The 16,627-nt window shown below is 72.3% G+C and carries 12 protein-coding genes and 1 pseudogene; 5 read left to right on the top strand and 8 right to left on the bottom strand.

Going from position 1 to position 16,627, the window contains the following annotated elements:
* Nucleotides 1–172 precede the first annotated feature (172 nt).
* A complete protein-coding gene (locus tag ACQPZ4_RS18090; protein WP_433062195.1) occupies nt 173–493 on the bottom strand; it encodes a hypothetical protein in 321 nt (106 codons plus the stop codon).
* A 107-nt stretch (nt 494–600) separates the two neighbouring features.
* Here ACQPZ4_RS18090 and ACQPZ4_RS18085 point away from each other — a divergent pair.
* A pseudogene (locus tag ACQPZ4_RS18085) lies at nt 601–1,131 on the top strand (Hsp70 family protein); the annotation flags it as partial.
* Here the strand turns inward: ACQPZ4_RS18085 and ACQPZ4_RS18080 are convergent.
* Both ACQPZ4_RS18080 and ACQPZ4_RS18075 read right to left on the bottom strand, forming a co-directional pair.
* The gene (locus ACQPZ4_RS18080; RefSeq protein ID WP_433066567.1) at nt 1,081–1,809 is read right to left on the bottom strand and encodes a pentapeptide repeat-containing protein; all 729 of its coding nucleotides are present in this window, start codon (nt 1,807–1,809) and stop codon (nt 1,081–1,083) included. The pseudogene ACQPZ4_RS18085 and the gene ACQPZ4_RS18080 sit on opposite strands and share 51 nt — an antisense overlap.
* A gap of 1,086 nt (nt 1,810–2,895) precedes the next feature.
* Nucleotides 2,896–3,732, bottom strand: coding sequence for a class I SAM-dependent methyltransferase (locus ACQPZ4_RS18075; RefSeq protein WP_433062192.1), 837 nt, complete (start codon nt 3,730–3,732; stop codon nt 2,896–2,898).
* A 47-nt stretch (nt 3,733–3,779) separates the two neighbouring features.
* Here ACQPZ4_RS18075 and ACQPZ4_RS18070 point away from each other — a divergent pair, with 47 nt between their 5' ends.
* Nucleotides 3,780–4,352, top strand: coding sequence for a helix-turn-helix domain-containing protein (locus tag ACQPZ4_RS18070; RefSeq protein ID WP_433062189.1), 573 nt, complete (start codon nt 3,780–3,782; stop codon nt 4,350–4,352).
* On the opposite strand, the gene ACQPZ4_RS18065 is transcribed toward ACQPZ4_RS18070, so the two are convergent.
* From ACQPZ4_RS18065 to ACQPZ4_RS18050, 4 genes are all read right to left on the bottom strand, one after another.
* Nucleotides 4,349–5,095, bottom strand: coding sequence for an aminotransferase class IV (locus tag ACQPZ4_RS18065; RefSeq protein ID WP_433062186.1), 747 nt, complete (start codon nt 5,093–5,095; stop codon nt 4,349–4,351). The genes ACQPZ4_RS18070 and ACQPZ4_RS18065 overlap by 4 nt on opposite strands.
* Complete coding sequence (locus ACQPZ4_RS18060; protein ID WP_433062184.1) at nt 5,070–6,542, bottom strand: chemotaxis protein CheW; 1,473 nt, start codon at nt 6,540–6,542, stop codon at nt 5,070–5,072. The genes ACQPZ4_RS18065 and ACQPZ4_RS18060 overlap by 26 nt, the downstream gene beginning before the upstream one ends.
* A gap of 10 nt (nt 6,543–6,552) precedes the next feature.
* Nucleotides 6,553–9,384: a PAS domain S-box protein gene (locus tag ACQPZ4_RS18055; RefSeq protein ID WP_433062181.1), complete on the bottom strand. Its 2,832-nt coding sequence runs from the start codon at nt 9,382–9,384 to the stop codon at nt 6,553–6,555.
* Between the two features lie 260 nt (nt 9,385–9,644).
* Nucleotides 9,645–9,920: an AsnC family transcriptional regulator gene (locus ACQPZ4_RS18050; RefSeq protein ID WP_433062179.1), complete on the bottom strand. Its 276-nt coding sequence runs from the start codon at nt 9,918–9,920 to the stop codon at nt 9,645–9,647.
* Here ACQPZ4_RS18050 and ACQPZ4_RS18045 point away from each other — a divergent pair.
* On the top strand, nt 9,919–10,869 hold the full coding sequence (locus tag ACQPZ4_RS18045; RefSeq protein WP_433062177.1) for a Glu/Leu/Phe/Val dehydrogenase dimerization domain-containing protein: 951 nt from the start codon (nt 9,919–9,921) through the stop codon (nt 10,867–10,869). The genes ACQPZ4_RS18050 and ACQPZ4_RS18045 overlap by 2 nt on opposite strands.
* On the opposite strand, the gene ACQPZ4_RS18040 is transcribed toward ACQPZ4_RS18045, so the two are convergent.
* Nucleotides 10,853–13,213: a GH32 C-terminal domain-containing protein gene (locus ACQPZ4_RS18040; RefSeq protein ID WP_433062174.1), complete on the bottom strand. Its 2,361-nt coding sequence runs from the start codon at nt 13,211–13,213 to the stop codon at nt 10,853–10,855. The genes ACQPZ4_RS18045 and ACQPZ4_RS18040 overlap by 17 nt on opposite strands.
* Nucleotides 13,214–13,357: 144 nt before the next feature.
* Here ACQPZ4_RS18040 and ACQPZ4_RS18035 point away from each other — a divergent pair, with 144 nt between their 5' ends.
* Together ACQPZ4_RS18035 and ACQPZ4_RS18030 are read left to right on the top strand one after the other, a co-directional pair.
* Nucleotides 13,358–14,104, top strand: coding sequence for a hypothetical protein (locus tag ACQPZ4_RS18035; protein ID WP_433062171.1), 747 nt, complete (start codon nt 13,358–13,360; stop codon nt 14,102–14,104).
* 351 nt (nt 14,105–14,455) lie between these two features.
* Nucleotides 14,456–16,483: a glycoside hydrolase family 6 protein gene (locus ACQPZ4_RS18030; protein ID WP_433062168.1), complete on the top strand. Its 2,028-nt coding sequence runs from the start codon at nt 14,456–14,458 to the stop codon at nt 16,481–16,483.
* Nucleotides 16,484–16,627: the final 144 nt, after the last annotated feature.

Here is a 16,627-nt window from a genome sequence, read left to right as displayed (position 1 = left end):
CGGGCGCGGTTGCCGGGCGCGGTTGCCGGGCGCGGTTGCCGGGCGCGGTTGCCGGGCGCGGTTGCCGGGCGCGGTTGCCGGGCGCGGTTGCCGGGCGCGGTTGCCGGGCGCGGTTGCCGGGCGCGGTTGCCGGGCGCGGTTGCCGAAAACTTTTCGGGACCCGGATGTGGGATCATGGGCCGTGCTCGTGGTCGACTTCGGCACCACCTCGACGGCGGCCGCCCTCGTCACCGGCGACCGCATCCAGCTGATCAAGGAGCCGGCGAGCGGCCTGTACGCGTGGCCGTCGGCGGTCTGCACCGACGGCGACACGCTGCTCGTGGGCACCGCGGCCGAGCGCCGCAAACGGGCCGACCCGGCCGCGTACCGGGCCGAGTTCAAGCGCGACCTGGGCGAGGCGGCCCCGATCCCGCTGGGCGGGCGCGCCTATCCGGTGCACGCCCTCGTCGCCCACCTCCTCGCCGCGGTCCGCGAGCAGGCCGCCCGGCTGCACGACGGCCCGCTCGACCGCCTCGTGCTCACCGTCCCCGCCTCGGTGACCACCGACGACCCGCGCCGGGACCTCATGCTCGCCGCCGGGGAACGGCCGGTTTCACCGAAGTGGAGCTGCTGGCCGAACCGGTCGCGGCCGCCCTCGCCCCGGTGGCCGGGCCCGGGTTCGCCGCCGACGCCCTGGTGCTCGTCCACGATTTCGGCGGCGGTACCTTCGACGCCGCCCTCGTCCGCGCCCGCCACGACGTGCTCGGCCACACCAGCCTCGCCGACGCCGGCGGGCGGGACATCGACGCCCTCATCGCGGCCCGCATCCCGGTACCGGCGCCGCTGCCCGGACCGGCCGGGCTCCGGCTGCGCCTGCAGCTGGCCGACTTCGTCCGCGGGCTCAAGCACCAGCTCACCGACCGCCCCGACGTCGAGGACTACTTCGCCGCCGACGCCGACCCGGTCCGCCTGCGCCGCGACGAGCTCACCGCGGCCGTGGCGCCGCTGATCGGCCGGACCGTCGAGGCGTGCCGGGAACTGCTGCACACCGCGGGCGTCGCGCCGGCCGACCTCGCCGGCGTCCTGCTGGTCGGCGGCTCGTCACGGGTCCCGGCGGTCGCCGACGCGGTCGCCGCGGCGCTGGGCCGCCCGGTGCACCGGGCCGAGGACCCGGAACTCGCGGTGGTCCTCGGCGCCGCCGAATGGGCCCGCCACGCCGCCGGCCGCCGGGTGACACCGGTCCCGCCCGGCCCGGACGAGACCCCGCTGCGCTGGACCCTGCCCGGCGGCGGCACGGCCACCCTGGTCCGCCGCCTGACCGAGCCCGGCGAGCCGATCGCGGCCGGCGCCGACCTGGCCGTGGTCCGCCACGCCGACGGCAGCCTGTGGCGGCTCAACGCGGGCGACACCACCGGCGTGCTGCGCGCCTGGCACACGCTGCCCGGCGCGCGGGTCGCCCCCGGCGACTGGCTGGCCACCGCCGGCCCGACCACTGTGACCGACCCGGCCGCCGGACCCACCGCCGCCGCCGGACCGGCCGCCGCCGCCGGACCGGCCGCCGCCGCCGGACCGGCCGCCGCCGCCGGACCGGCCGCCGCCGGACCGGCCGCCGCCGCTGGACCCGCCGCCGCTGGACCCGCCGCCGCTGGACCCGCCGCCGCTGGACCGGTCACCGCTGGACCGGTCGCCGACCCCGCTGGAGCGGGTGCCGCTGAAGCGGGTGCCGCTGAAGCGAGTGCCGCTGAAGCGAGTGCCGCTGAAGCGAGTGCCGCTGAAGCGAGTGCCGCTGGAGCGGGTGCCGGGGCCGAGCAATGCGCGGTGGCCGAGCACCCGGCGGCCAGGCGGCTGCGGGCCGCGCCGCCGCTGCACACCGACGGCGTGACCTCCGTGGCCTTCAACGCCGACGGCTCGCTGCTCGCGTTCGCCCGCGACACCGTGGTAACCGTCTGCGAAACGGCGACGGGCAGGCAGACGGCGCAGGCCGGGTTCCGCACATTCGTCAGCCAGGTCGTGTTCGCCGGCGGCGGCGCGGCCCTCGTCGTGCGGTTCCACACCGGCGGCACCACGTTCTGGGACCTCGAGCAGGGCCGGGACGCCCACGGCAGTTTCGACGGGCGGGTGAACCGGCTGGCCGCCAGCGGGGACCGGCGCCGGGTCGCGGCCCTCACCGACGGCCGTGCGATCAACGTCGGTCACATGGCCTCGGCCGACACCCGCCAGTGGCGGCCCCTGGCCCAGCTGAGCGGGCTGCACGCCTCCAACGACGTGGCCCTCGACGCAACCGGAACCCTGCTCTACGGGCCGGGCCGCACCGGCCAGTGGGGCTGCTGGGAAGCCGAGACGGGCCGGCTGGTGCGCGAGTACCACACCGAGCAGTCGTTCGGCCAGATGTGCGCGCTCAGCCCGGAGGGCGATCGACTGGCCGTGGAGGCGACGAGCGACACCGTCCTGGTGGTCGACCCGCACACCGGCGTCCCGGTCGTCACCCTGCCCGCGATGGCCTACCGCGGCGCGCTCGCCCCGGGCGGCCGCTGGTTCGCCGCCGCCGAGCCCCGGGGCGTGCTGATCTGGGACACCACGACCGGCCGGGCCGTCGGCGACCCGCTGCCGCACGCGCGGGCGGCGGTCGCGTTCAGCCCCGACGGCCGGCTCCTGGCCACCGGCGGCGACGCGGCCCGCCTGTGGGACGTCACCGCCCTCGTCGAAGGCTGACCTCCGCCTCAGGCCGGCTCGGCGACCCAGCCGGCGCGGCGGTCGCGTGCAGCCGCGGCGGGCCGCACCTGGCTACCGTCGCGGCCATCGCCAAGGCCGGCGCGACTCAGGCCGGCCCGGCGACCCAGCCGGCGCGGCGGTCGCATGCAGCCGCGGCGGGCTGCACCTGGCCGCCGTCGCGACCATCGCCAAGGCCGGCGCGGCTCAGGCCGGCTGGGCGATCCAGACGGTGCGGGCGGCGCGGATGGTGAGGTCGGCGCGGTGGGACAGCGACTGCGGGCCGTCGCCGAGCAGCTCGTCGAGGGCGGCGAGGTCGGCGGCCGGCAGCACGTCGGCGAGGCCCTCGCGGGTGCGGGACAGCGACGCCCGCGCGTACGACACGGCCTGGTCCGGCAGCGGGGCCGGCACGGTCACCGCGAAGCGGCGCTCGGCGGCGACCTTCAGGCCCGCGGCCTCGATCAGGGCGCCCCAGTCCGCCTGCATGTGCGGCATGTCCTGCTCGCGCTTGGCGGCCATCGCGGCGTGGGTGCGGTCCTCGAGGCCGTCCGCGGCGCCGTCGGGCAGGAAGCGGGGGAACGAGTCCAGCTCCGACATCGCGAGGCGGCCGCCTTGGGTCAGGGCGGCTGCGATGTCGCGCAGGACGCGGGGCGGGTCGGCCATGTGGTGCATCGAGTTCGCGGCCCAGATCAGGTCGAAGCCGGTCAGGTCCGCGGGCCAGCCCGCGTCGAGGTCGGCCTGCCGGGTGCGGACCCGCTCGCCGAGACCGCGCCCGGACGCGTGGTGGGCGAGGCGGTGCAGCATCGACTCGTCGCTGTCGACGGCGGTGACGGTGGCGTCCGGGAACGCGGCGAGGAGGCCGAACGTGCCGGCGCCCGTCCCGGCGCCGAGGTCGGCGATCTGCCGGGCCGGGCCGTGGCCGGCGACCCAGGTCACGATCTCCGCGTGGTAGTCGCGCAGCACCGCGGCGTCGAGGTCGAGCAGGTCGGCGAGCCCGCCGTGGCTGTGGCCGTGCCCGTGATGTCCGTGACCGTGATTGTGCATGCCTGAACGGTAGCCGCCCTTTGCGCCAATCGCATACCATCTTGCGTATGAAGCAAGGCGGGGACGATCTCGACGGGCTCGTGCGGACGCGCATCCGGGGGTTGCGGGCGGCGCTCGGCATGTCGCTCGACGACCTGGCCGCCGCGTGCTTCATGAGCCCCTCGACGCTCAGCCGGATCGAGACCGGGCACCGGCGGATCAGCCTCGACCAGCTCACCGCCATCGCGCGGGCGCTCGGGACGACGCTCGACGCGCTCGTCGAGTCCGCCGACGCCGACGTCGTGATCCGGCCGCGGCACGAGCCCGACCGCGGGGTGACGACGTGGACGCTGCGGCATGAGGCGGGCCCGGGCGGTACCACCGTGGCGAAAATGCGCATCGACCGGCCCGTTCCCGGGCCGGAGCAGTTGCGGGCCCACCCCGGGTTCGAGTGGTTCACGGTGCTGTCGGGCACGATCGCGCTGCGGCTGGCCGAGCGGCTCATCCTGGTCGAGACCGGGGAGGCGGCCGAGTTCTCCACGATGGTGCCGCACGCGTTCGGGGCGCACGGCGGGCCGGCCGAGCTGCTGGGCATCTTCGACCACGACGGGCGCCGCACCCACCTGCGGAAACTGCCCTAGAGCGCGTCCCAGGGCACGCTCGCCTCGGCGTCGGCGACCAGCCGCATCAGCGCGTCGTCGACGCCGAACGCCACGTCGTCGATGCCGGCGACCGCGGCCACGCCGATCGAGTTCGCCGCGAAGGCACCCCGGAAGCCGCCGACGTCGGCGAGGGCGACGCGGGCCGAGCGCGACGGCAGCCGGGGCGCCAGCAGCTGCATGGCGATCCCCGGAAGGTGCGGCGAGGACGGCCAGATGACGTCGGTACCGTCGAAAAACCCGACATTCGCGATCGCCGCCTCGCACACCGCCCCGCCCGCGTCGGTCAGCAGGGCGTCGTCGAAGCCCTCGGCCTCGGCGCGCCGACCGAAGTACGCCTGCCCGAACCCGCCGACGTGCTTCAGGTGCGCCGCGGGCCGCACGTAGGGCACCGAGCGCAGCCGCAGCGGCGCCGCGGGCGGCTCGGCCGGCGGGCGCACGAACACCATGACCCGCGACGGCCCGTACACGTTGATGCGCACCGACGCGTCCGGCACCCCGCGCACGGCGTGGGCCAGGAACCCGTGCACCCGGCCGGTGTCCAGGTCCGTGCCGAACAGCTCGCGGGTCGCCCCGGCAAGGCGCTCCAGATGCAGGTTAAGCCCCCGGACCCGCCCGCCGCGAACCTGCATCGCGGTGAAGTGACCGAAGTTGGTCAGCAGCGGCCCGTACAGCTCCTCGAGGACCGGCTCGCGGCCGTCAACCTCCACCCGGATCGGTTCCACGACCGCCAACCATAGTGCGGGCGAACGCGACGAGATCCAGCCGGGCGAGCATCCGGGTGCCGATCTTCACCAGCGGGCTGCCGGCCAGCGACAGCGGTACCTCCGCCTCGGCGGGCACCCGCTCCTCCCACGTCGACTCCTCGATCGCCCGCAGCGCCGGCACGATGAACCCGACCCCGCCGACCAGCAGCACCCGCGCCATCGCCGGGTCGATCTCGGCCGCCTCCCCCAGCAGCGCCGGCAGGTCGACCAGCGGCACCGACGTGCGGTGATGGGTGAACACGCCCCGCATCGCGCCGCCGCCGGCGAACGGGATCACGTCCTTCGGGTGCGGCACGATCTCGGCGATCTGGGTCAGCGGCGTGGCCACCTCCGGCCCGGCCAGATAGGTCAGGTACTTGCGGACCCGGTGCTCGATGACCCGCCCGTCGCCCTCCGGCGGCTCCTCCTCGCGCGCGTCCCGCCGCGCCGGCGTCCCCGCCCCCGGCACCGGCGTGCCCAGCGCGGCCAGGGTCCCCAGGTCGGCGTCGGCGCGCAGCCGGTCGCCGTCGATCACCAGGTACGACCCGCCGGCCTGCCCGGGCAGGATGCCGACCGAGAAGTCCGACGCCGGCAGCCCGATCCCCGGCAGCGGCAGCACGTCGCCGTCACCGACCGGCACGATCGACTCGACCTCGGTCACCGCGAACGTCAGCAGCCCCCGCTCGTAGGCCATCGCCACGCCGCGCTTCACGTCGATCGGCGCCAGGGCCCCCAGCCCCATCACCGCCAGCGCGTCGACCGTCGGCACGTAGTGCTCGCCGAGCTCGATCACGCCGTGGATGATCCCGCCGTCGATCGGCGAGGACTTCAGCACCAGCTCCGGCACGACCGAGTGCACGTGCGCCACGTCCACGCACAGCCCGATGTCGCCCGCGCGCAGGAGCATCATCATGTTCCTGCCCGCGGTACCCCCGTCGCGTCCCTCGTCCTTCGCCTGCGCCAAAGCACCGCTCGGCCCGCCCGTGTCGGTCGCGAAGACCATCCCCGGCAGCCGCTTGATCGCCGCGCAGTCCAGCACGCACACCACCGCGCCGTCCTCGGCCCGCTCGAACGTGCTCGCGAACACCTGCGGCAGCGCCACGTTGACCGAGATCCCCAGCTGCTCGTGCTCCTCCACGTCGACCACCCCGCGCACCCCGCACGCCAGCAGCCCGAACACCGAGCCCTCGTAGGAGGCGACGACCACGATCTCCGGGTCGGCGGGCGAGTCGACGCCGACCATCCGGCGCAGGTCCAGCACCGGGATCACCTGATGGCGCAGCATCACCGCGCCGATCAGGCCGGGTGCCGAGGCCATCAGCGGGTTGAACGACGCCGGGCACGGGATGACCTCCCGCAGCTCCGACAGCGGCAGGGCGACGTGCACGTCGGCGACGGTGAACACGCCGTACAAGATGCCGCTCATGGCTTGTCGCTCACTGGTCCAGACCCACCTCGGCCGCCGGTGCCGCCCCGACGAGGTCCCCGATCAGCGCGTTGACCGTCCGCGACGCGTCCTGCTGCATCTGCGTCTGCGTCACGATGTGGTGGATCGACTCGGCGGTCTTGCCGACGCTGCGCAGGATCTCCTCGAACGCGTCCTGGGCCCGCTGCGCCACCTGCGAGCCCTGGTTGATCCGGGTCGCCGACTCCTGGATCAGCCGGCTGATCTCCCGCGCCGAGTCCGAGGACCGCTCCGCGAGCTTGCGCACCTCGCCCGCCACCACCGAGAACCCGACGCCGTGCTCACCGGCCCGGGCCGCCTCGATCGAGGCGTTGAACGCCAGCAGGTTCGTCTGGCTCGCGATCTCCCCGATCACCTGCACGATCCCGGCGATCTGGTCCGACGAGCGCTCCATCAGGTCGATCGCCTCGATCGACTTGCGCAGCTCCTCGAAGCCCCGCTGCGCGTTCGTCTGCGTCTCCCCGGCCAGCTCGCTCGCCTGCCCCGCGTTGCCGACGATCGTGGCGATCGACGTCGACAGCTCGTCGATGGCCTTGCCCATGTCCCGCGTCTTCACGCTGAGCCGCTGCTCCAGCTCCATCTGCTGGGTCACGTCGGTGGCGAACTTGATGACCTTCACCGGCTGGCCCTTGAGATCGAAGATCGGGTTGTACGTCGCCTGCAGGAACACGTCCCGCCCGTACTTGCCGATCCGGTGGAACCGGCCCGACAGGATCTCGCCCCGGCTCAGCCGCAGCCAGAAGTCCCGGTACTCCTGCGACGTGATGTACTCCTGCGAGCAGAACATGCTGTGGTGCTGGGCCAGGATCTCCCGCATCGAGTAGCCCATGGTGCGCAGGAAGTTGTCGTTGGCGTGCAGCACATTGCCGTCCAGGTCGAACTCGATCACCGCCTGGGCCCGGTTGATCGCCGCGACCTTCCCCTCGAACTCCGCCGTGCGCAGCTTCGCCTGGGTCACATCGGCCGCGAACTTCACGATCTTGTACGGCCGGCCGTCCAGATCCAGGATCGGGTTGTACGTCGCCTGAATCCACACCTCGCGCCCGTCCTTGCCGACCCGCTTGTACTCCCCCGAGTCGAACTCGCCCCGCCGCAGCCGCTCCCAGAAGTCCTCGTACTGCTCCGAGGCGGCCTCCTGGGCGTCCACGAACATCTTGTGGTGGCGGCCGCGGATCTCCTCCAGGCCGTACCCGAGCAGCTCCAGGAAGTTGCGGTTGGCGTCCAGCACCACCCCGTTCGGATCGAACTCGACCACCGCCTGCGCCCGGTTGATCGCCGCGACCTTGCCCTCGAACTCCGCGTTGCGCTTCTTCGCCTCGGTGACGTCCAGCGCGTACTTCACCACCTTGTACGGCCGGCCCTCCAGATCGAAGATCGGGTTGTAGGTCGCCTGCAGCCACACCTCGCGGCCGCCCTTGCCGTGCCGCTTGTACTCCCCCGCCTCGAACTCGCCCCGCCCCAGCCGCGCCCAGAACTGCCGGTAGTCCTCCGACGCCGCGGTCAGCGGATCGACGAAGATCCGGTGGTGCTTGCCCTTGAGCTCGTCCGCGCTGCCGTAGTTCATCGTCTCCAGGAAGTTGCGGTTCGCGGTCAGGATCATCCCGTCCAGGTCGAACTCGATCACCGCCTGGGCCCGGTCGATCGCCGCGACCTTCCCCTCGAACTCCGCATTGCGGTTCTTCGAGTCGGTGATGTCGGTCGCGTACTTCACCACCTTGTACGGCCGCCCGTCCAGGTCGAAGATCGGGTTGTAGCTGGCCTGCAGCCACACCTCCCGGCCGCCCTTGCCGTACCGCTTGAACTCCCCCGACTCGAACTGCCCCTTGGCCAGCCGCTGCCAGAACCCCCGATAGGCGTTCGAGCGGCCCTCGTCCTCGCTCACCAGCATCTTGTGCGGCTGCCCGACCAGCTCGTCGGGCTCGTACCCGGTCACGTTGCAGAAGTTGCGGTTGACCGCCCGGATCGTGCCGTCCAGGTCGAACTCGATCACCGCCTGCGCCCGGTCCACGGCCGCCACCTTGCCGATGAACTCCGCATTGGCGAGCTTCGACTCGGTCACGTCCAGCGCGTACTTCACGATCTTGTACGGCCGGCCCTCCAGGTCGTAGATCGGGTTGTACGTCGCGCGCAGCCACACCTCGCGCCCGCCCCGCCCGATCCGCTTGTACTCCCCGCTCTCCACCTCGCCGCGCGCCAGCCGGGCCCAGAAGTCGGCGTACTCGGCGCTGTTGGCCGTCGCCTCCTCCACGAACATGCGGTGGTGCTGGCCCACGATGTCGCCCAGCGCATACCCGGTCAGCTGCAGGAAGTTCTCGTTCGCGGTCAGGATCTCGCCGCTGAGGTCGAACTCGATCACCGCCTGCGCCCGGTCCACCGCCGCGTACTTCCCGCGCAGCTCGGCCACCAGCCGCCGGTCGTTGGTGATGTCGTACGCGGTGATCAGGATGCCCTCGGTCTCCCGCCCCGCCCCGCCGATCGGCCCGCAGTTGAACCGCAGCCACCGCTGCCGGCCGCCGCTGTCGACGATCGGACTGACCTGCTCCACGAACTTGCGCGCCCGGGCCGCGTCGAGCAGCTGGTCGACGGTCTGCGACTGCAGCTTCCACAGGTCCTCGAGGCGCCGCCCGACGATCTCGCCGATCGGCGCGTCGGTCGTCTCCAGCACCCGGTCGTTGACCGACACGACCGAGCCGTTCTTGGCGTTGAGGACGATGACCAGGCGCTCCTGCAGCAGCAGCGCGAGCGACGCCTCGGCCAGCGCTGGCGTCGGGTTGTCGTTGACGAGGCCGGTGGATTCGGGCACAGGTTGCTCCTCGGGTGCCGCCGCGTTGCTGTTCCCCGGCCTGTTCGGCGATTTCGGCCCGTTCTTGAGACAAACCGTTCGCTCCGCGTCACATGCGGCACACCGCCCTAGGAAGCTAGGTCATAAGGCCTCGACAAGCTTGGCGCGGGCATGTTTCCGGGGGTGAGGGGGGCGGCGCCCCTCACAGGCAGTCAACTTCAGCAACGAGCACGGTGAACCGCCTCGATCACCGGCCGATGACCGGAGGCATCTGGACGTGATCAGGCCCCGCACGGGCCGTTGCAGCGTCGGCGGGCTGGTCGCCGCATGGAACACGTTGAACACCGCCGCTCGCGCAGCGCCCGCACCCAGTTCAGGCCCATCGAGGGCGCGATTCCCACGGCGGCGGCGAGGTCCCGGTTTGTGTGCCGGGCATTGCGCTGGAGTTCCCCGACGGTCGCCGCATCAAGTTCGTCCACACCAGCATTCGAGTCTCTTGCCGAACGACGTTCGGTTTCGGGCGGTCCGGCCCGGCGTTGTGCCTGGCGTTCAGGCATGGAACACGAACGGATCGCCATCCGGCGCGGGCCCCGCAGCGGCCTGCCGATCATCGTCGCCGTCCACTCCACGGCACTGGGCCCGGCGCTCGGCGGGTGCCGGATCAAGGAGTACGCCCGCTGGGAGGACGGGCTGGCCGACGCCCAGCGCCTCGCCGCGGCGATGACCGCCAAGTGCGCGGTGGCCGGACTCGACCACGGCGGCGGCAAGACCGTCGTCGCCGGCGTGGTCAGCGATCGAACCGCGGTCCTGCACGACGTCGGCGACCTCGTCGAGGAGTTCGGCGGCGCGTACTCGACCGGCCCCGACGTCGGCACCGGCCCCGCCGACATGGACGTCATCGCCGAGCGCACCCGGCACGTCTTCCGCGGCGACTCCTCCCCCGCCACGGCCACGGGCGTGCTGGCCGCGCTGCGGGTGGTCGGCGGCGAGAGTTACGCCGTGATCGGCCTCGGGCACGTCGGCGCGGACGTGGCCGGGCGCCTCCTGGAAGCCGGTTACCGCGTGCTCGTCACCGACGTCGACGCCGGCAAGCGCGAGCTGTTCCCGGACGCGGAGTGGGTCGCCCCCGGCGCGATCCTCGACGCCGAGGTCGACGTGCTCGTCCCGGCGGCGCTCGGCGGCCTGCTCACCCCGGCGACCGTGCCGCGGCTGCGCTGCCGGGCGATCGCGGGTCCGGCCAACAACCAGCTCGACACTCCGGCCACGGCGGACCTGTTGCATGAACGCGGCGTCATTTGGGCGCCCGATCACGTGGTCAGCGCCGGCGGCGTGGTCTACGCGACCGAGACCGACCTGCACGGCGCCAGCCCCGCGGCAGCAACCGTGCGCGTCGAGAAGATCGGGGAGACGCTCCAGGCGATCCTCGACCGTGCGGCCGGCGAGGGCACGACGCCGTTGGTGGCCGCCGAAGCCCTCGCCGCCGCCCGGTTCACGCGGAGACCGTGAGGTTCTGGAACGTGGCGGTGCCGTTGAAGGTGTTCACCCCCAGATAGCCCGAGGCGTACGTGCTGTCGGAGGCGTCGATCACCTTCGTGCCGTTGAGGTAGACGGCGAGGCTCGGGCCGCGCGCGACCACCCGCAGGTGGTACGTGCGGCCCTCCAGGATCTGGGTCGGGTACACGGCGATGTCCCGGCCCGGGCGCCACAGCTTCACCACGCCGGAGGTGTCCACATTGGCCGAGTACTGGTCGCGGAACGTCAGTGCGGCCGCGGTCCCGTTCACCACCTTCACGTCACCCTCATACGTGAAGTCGGCCGCATTTGTGGAGCTCAGGTAGAACGCGTCGCCGCCCGCGTTGCCCTTGAGGCCGGCGCCGGGGACGGTCCACGTGCCGCCGGCCGGGCGCCACGGGCCGGCCAGGTTGGTGCGCAGGCCCACGCCGTTGAGCGTCGGATTGGCCAGCACCGCGGTGCCGTGGAAGACGTTCAGACCCAGGCGCCCCGAGGTGTACTGCGTGTCGGTCGCATCGATCACGGGAGTCGCACCGTGATCGAGGTAGACCCGCAGGCGCGAGCCCGCCGCCACCACCTTCAGGTGGTAGAAGCGGCCGGTGGCGATCGGGGTCGCGAACGTGGCGATCTCGCGGCCGGGCCGCCACAGCTTCACCACGCCGGAGGTGTCCACGTTGGCCGAGTACTGGTCGCGGAACGTCAGCGCGGCCGCGGTCCCGCTCACCACCTTCACGTCACCTTCATAGGTGAAATCGGCCGCATTTGTGGAGCTCAGGTAGAAGGCGTCGCCGGTCGCGGTGCCCTGCTTGCCGCCGGCCACGTCCGTCCAGGTGCCGCCGTTCGCGGTCCACGGGCCGGCCAGGTTGCCATCCAGTGTGGACTCTCCGGTGCCCCAGGCCTTGCCGAGGCGGTAGAACTGCAGGGACGTGAGGGTGACGGCGCCGTTTTCGGAGTACACCTGCAGGCCCTGGCTCGTCGTGGCGGAGTTGAAGTTGACGTTGTCACTCACCGAGAGCCGGCCGTCGTTGCCGAACACCTCCAGCTGGCCGCGATCGACGAGCACGCGCATCTTGACCCGGCCGTTGACGGGGGTGAGCGGGCGGCCGTAGAGCGTGCCCGCCGCCCGGTCGTAGGCCACCGCGCGGTCGTACGTCCCGTCGGCGCGGGTGTGCAGCCGCAGGCCGAACGAGCTCGCGGTGGCGCCGGCCAGGTCGAACTCGGCGGTCACCTCGTACGTGTCGGCGGCCGTAATTGCGAGCGGGCCGTTGATCGTGCGGCTGCCGAGGGCGATGCCACCGGACCGCAGCGAGGCGAGCTCGCGGATCGGGGTGCGGGTGAGCCGTACACCCTCGGGGAAGCTCTTCAGCGCGAGCTCGGCGGGGAACGTCTGGTCGCCGGTCCACGTGCTGCCGTGGTTGCCCGGCTGCCAGCTCATCTGGATCACGCGCCCGTCGGGGACGCCGGTGAACGTCTGGCCGGCGTAAAAGGTGCCGTCGGCCGTGTTCGTGCCGAGGTCCATGCGCTGCGGCGACGACCAGTCGGGCCGGAACGCGGTGCCGTCGAACGAGCCGATGACGTATTCCCCGGAGGCGTCGGTGAGCACCCACTTCTGGTTGGCGGCGCTGCCGTCCACGTTGAGCGGGAACATGTCCGGGCACTCGAAGAACCAGCCGGCGGCGAGGCGGCTCGCGTACGTCCAGTCGAGCAGGTTCGCCGACGTGTAGAACGTGGCCCCGTTGCCGCCGCCGTCGTTCCACACCACCATGACCCAGCGATTGGAGGCGGCGTGCCAGAACACGTGCGGGTCGCGGCTGGTCCCGCTCGGCACGGCCACCTTGCGGCCGTGGTCGAAGGACTGGAAGGTTTTGGCGCCGTCGGTGCTGTACTGCACCGTGACCCCGTTCGTGCCGGCGAACACGAGAATCGGGTCGTCGTCGCCGGACTTGAGCCCGGTGACGTTCGCGGTGTCGACGACCCCGTTGCCGGACCACAGATCCCCGGCGTGCACCCCCGGCTCGAGGGCGATCGGGCGCTGGGTCCAGTGCACCATGTCGGTGCTGGTGGCGTGGCCCCAGTGCATCGTGTCCCAGGCCAGCCCGTGCGGGTTGTGCTGGAAGAACAGGTGGTACGTGCCGCGGTAGTAGACCATGCCGTTCGGGTCGTTCATCCAGCCCGAGCGGGGGCTGAAGTGGAACTGCCCGCGGTACGGCTCGTCGTAGGCGGTGGCGGGGTACGGAAACTCGGGATAGTCGGCGACAGTGCCGGCCGAGGCGGGCGCGGACGGCAGCGCGACCAGCGCGGCCGCGGCCAGGAGCAGAACGGACAGCAGACGTCTCAACGTGCCCTCCCTGACAACGTTGTCAAAACCCGCCCGCTGCGGTGGCGGCCGCAAGCCACAGGCGGGTACGTCAACGTTGTCAGTCTTCGCCACAGCACGACGCCGGTCAATACGTCCGGCCAAGGTCGATTACAGTGGTCCCCGATGCCGGCCAACGACGCCCACGCCCTCGCGAGGCTCCGCGGCCTCGCCGCCAACCCGTCCCTGTCCGGCGAGCCGCTGCTGCGCATGCTCGCCCTCGGCGAGCGCGTCCGGCCGTTCGTCTTCAGCCGTCCGATGTGGACGGACGCGGCCTTCGAGACGCTCGCCACCCACCCGGACAACCAGCTGCGCGGCGCCCTGGCCGAGGCACCCGGCATCACCCCGGCCCAGCGCGCACGGCTGGCGGCGGACCCGGCGCCGTTCGTCCGCGTCTCGGTGATCCTCGGCCCGTTCCGGTACCGCTGGGAGCTCGGCAAGCCGCTGATGCCGCACGAGGCGTACGCGCGGCTGGCCGACGACCCGCACCCGAACGTCCGCCTCATGTTCGACACCTGCGACCACGCGCCGGCCGACCTGCTCCCGTCCTCGGCCCCACGGCCCGCGCCCGACCCAGAGGAGCTCGCCGAGGCGGCCCGCGACGAGTACGCGCCCCGCCGCGCCTGGGCCGCCCGAGCCGCGGCTGCCGCCGGACCTCGTTGCGGCACTGACCCGGACGCCCCGCCGGCGCTCATCGACCGGCTGAGCCGCGACGAGGAGCCCATCGTGCGCGGCTGGGTGGCCAGCGACCCGCGGCTCTCCCCGGCGCGAATCCTGCAACTGCTGGACGAGCCGACGGCGGCCGGCCGCGCCGCCGCCAACCCTTCCCTGCCCGAGCCGACGTGGGAGCGCATCTTCACCGACGCTGCGTAACTTTCACGGGCGGTGCGGGGAGTTTCGAAAGCGATTGCGGTCGTCAGCCATCGATGGATCTCGGGAGCCCGGCGACGGCCCCTGATCGACATTTCGGGCCCAAAGGTTTCGTGGCAGCATCGCGCTCGCGTGGAGTCCCCATCTGGGGAGACGGGCGTTCTGGCGAAAGCTGATCTTCCGGGGACTCCGCGCCCCGCACTCCCGGGTGGCTTGCAGCGTAAGTTTCAGGCGCGTTACCAGGCACTTACGAGGTAGACGGCGCATCCGTCGGCGACCGCCTTGACGCGGTCCCGGGACGGTACGGACGGTAATCCCCACCTCGATTCCGACCCGTCAATGTAAGGAGAGTCGATGAGGCGCAAGATCGCCCTCATATCGGCCGCCGCCCTCGTGGCGACCGCCGGTGCCGTCGTGGTCGCCAACCAGGCGTCCGCGGCCGCCGGGTGTTCGGCCAAGTACGCGATCGTGAGCTCGTGGCCGGGCGGCTTCCAGGCCCAGGTCGACGTCACCAACCTCGGTGACGCGCTCACCGCCTGGAACGTCGGCTGGGACTTCGGCAACAGCTCGCAGACGATCACGCAGATCTGGAACGCCAACAAGACCCAGTCGGGCGTGCACGTCAACGCCACGAACATGCCGTACAACGGCAGCGTCGGCACCAACGGCGTCGTGTCGTTCGGCTTCACGGGCAACTGGAGTGGCAGCAACCCGGCCGGCACCAACTTCACGCTCAACGGCACCGCCTGCACCGGCGGCACCACGGGCGGCCCGTCCTCGCAGTCGCCGTCGGCCTCGACCTCGCCGTCGAACCCGACGAACGGCACCCCGACCGTGTCGTTGACGAGCCCGACCAACGGCTCGTCGTACACCGCGCCGGCCACGATCAGCCTGGCCGCCAACGCCAGCGTCAACGGCGGCTCGATCAGCAAGGTCGACTTCTACAACGGCTCGACCCTGCTCGGCACGGACACCTCGTCGCCGTACACCTACAGCTGGACCAACGTCGCGGCGGGCAACTACACGCTGACCGCCAAGGCGACGACCGCGGCCGGCACCACCGCCACCAGCTCGGCGGCGATGGTCAGCGTCACCACCGGCGGCGGCAACAACGGCACCCACGTCGACAACCCGTACGTGGGCGCCAAGGTGTACGTCAACCCGGACTGGTCGGCCAAGGCCGCGGCGGAGAGCGGCGGCAGCCGCGTCGCCAACCAGCCGACCGGCGTCTGGCTCGACTCGATCGCGGCCATCTCGGCCCCGTCCGGCTCGGGCTACACCACCAGCCTCGCCAAGCACCTCGACAACGCGCTCGCCCAGGGCGCGACGCTGGCCCAGTTCGTGATCTACGACCTGCCCGGCCGGGACTGCGCGGCGCTGGCCTCCAACGGTGAGCTCGGCCCGACAGAGATCGACCGCTACAAGACCGAGTACATCGACCCGATCGCGGCCGTCGAGGCCAACTCCAAGTACGCCTCGATCCGCATCGTCAACATCGTCGAGATCGACTCGCTGCCGAACCTCGTGACCAACGCGGACGGCCAGGCGGGCGCCACCGCCGCCTGCGCGACGATGAAGGCGAACGGCAACTACCAGAAGGGCATCCAGTACGCCCTCGGCAAGCTGCACGCCGCTGGTAGCAACGTCTACAACTACATCGACGCGGCCCACCACGGCTGGCTCGGCTGGGACACCAACTTCGGCCCGTCCGCGCAGCTGTTCGCGCAGACCGCGCAGGGTGCCACCGGCGGTTTCGCGACCGTCGACGGCTTCATCACCAACACGGCGAACTACTCGGCCCTCTCCGAGCCGTGGGTGCAGCCCACGACCACGGTCGGCGGCCAGAACATCCGCCAGTCGAAGTGGGTGGACTGGAACCAGTACACCGATGAGCTCACGTTCGCCCAGGGCTTCCGCAACCAGCTGGTGTCCTCGGGCTTCAACTCCAACATCGGCATGCTGATCGACACCTCCCGCAACGGCTGGGGCGGCTCGGCCCGGCCGACCGCGGCGAGCACCTCGACCGACGTGAACACCTACGTCAACGCCTCCCGCATCGACCGGCGCATCCACGCCGGTAACTGGTGCAACCAGAGCGGTGCGGGTCTCGGCGAGCGTCCGCGGGCCACGCCGGCCGCGGGCATCGACGCCTACGTGTGGATCAAGCCCCCGGGCGAGTCGGACGGTTCCAGCTCGCTGGTCCCGACCGGCCCGAACAACCCCGGCGGCAAGGGCTTCGACGGCATGTGCGACCCGTCCTACGGTGGCAACGGCCGCAACGGCAACAGCCCGTCGGGCGCGCTGCCCAACGCCCCGGTCTCCGGTGCGTGGTTCTCCGCGCAGTTCCAGCAGCTGATGCAGAACGCCTACCCGGCGCTCTAAAGCACCTGTAGCACCACCGCACCACACGAGGGCCCCCGGGTTCGCCCGGGGGCCCTTCCCTGTGCCGCAGTCGGAATGGATCACCGGTACGGCGGGCGGCACCCACCCGATCGTGGATGGCGGGAGTTGCGGCCCGGAGTCATC

It is taken from the genome of Dactylosporangium sp. CS-033363, from assembly GCF_050942475.1.
In the GTDB taxonomy this organism is placed as follows: domain Bacteria; phylum Actinomycetota; class Actinomycetes; order Mycobacteriales; family Micromonosporaceae; genus Dactylosporangium.
Note: the sequence above shows the minus strand (reverse complement) of the source record. Positions and strands in the feature narration are given on the sequence as shown.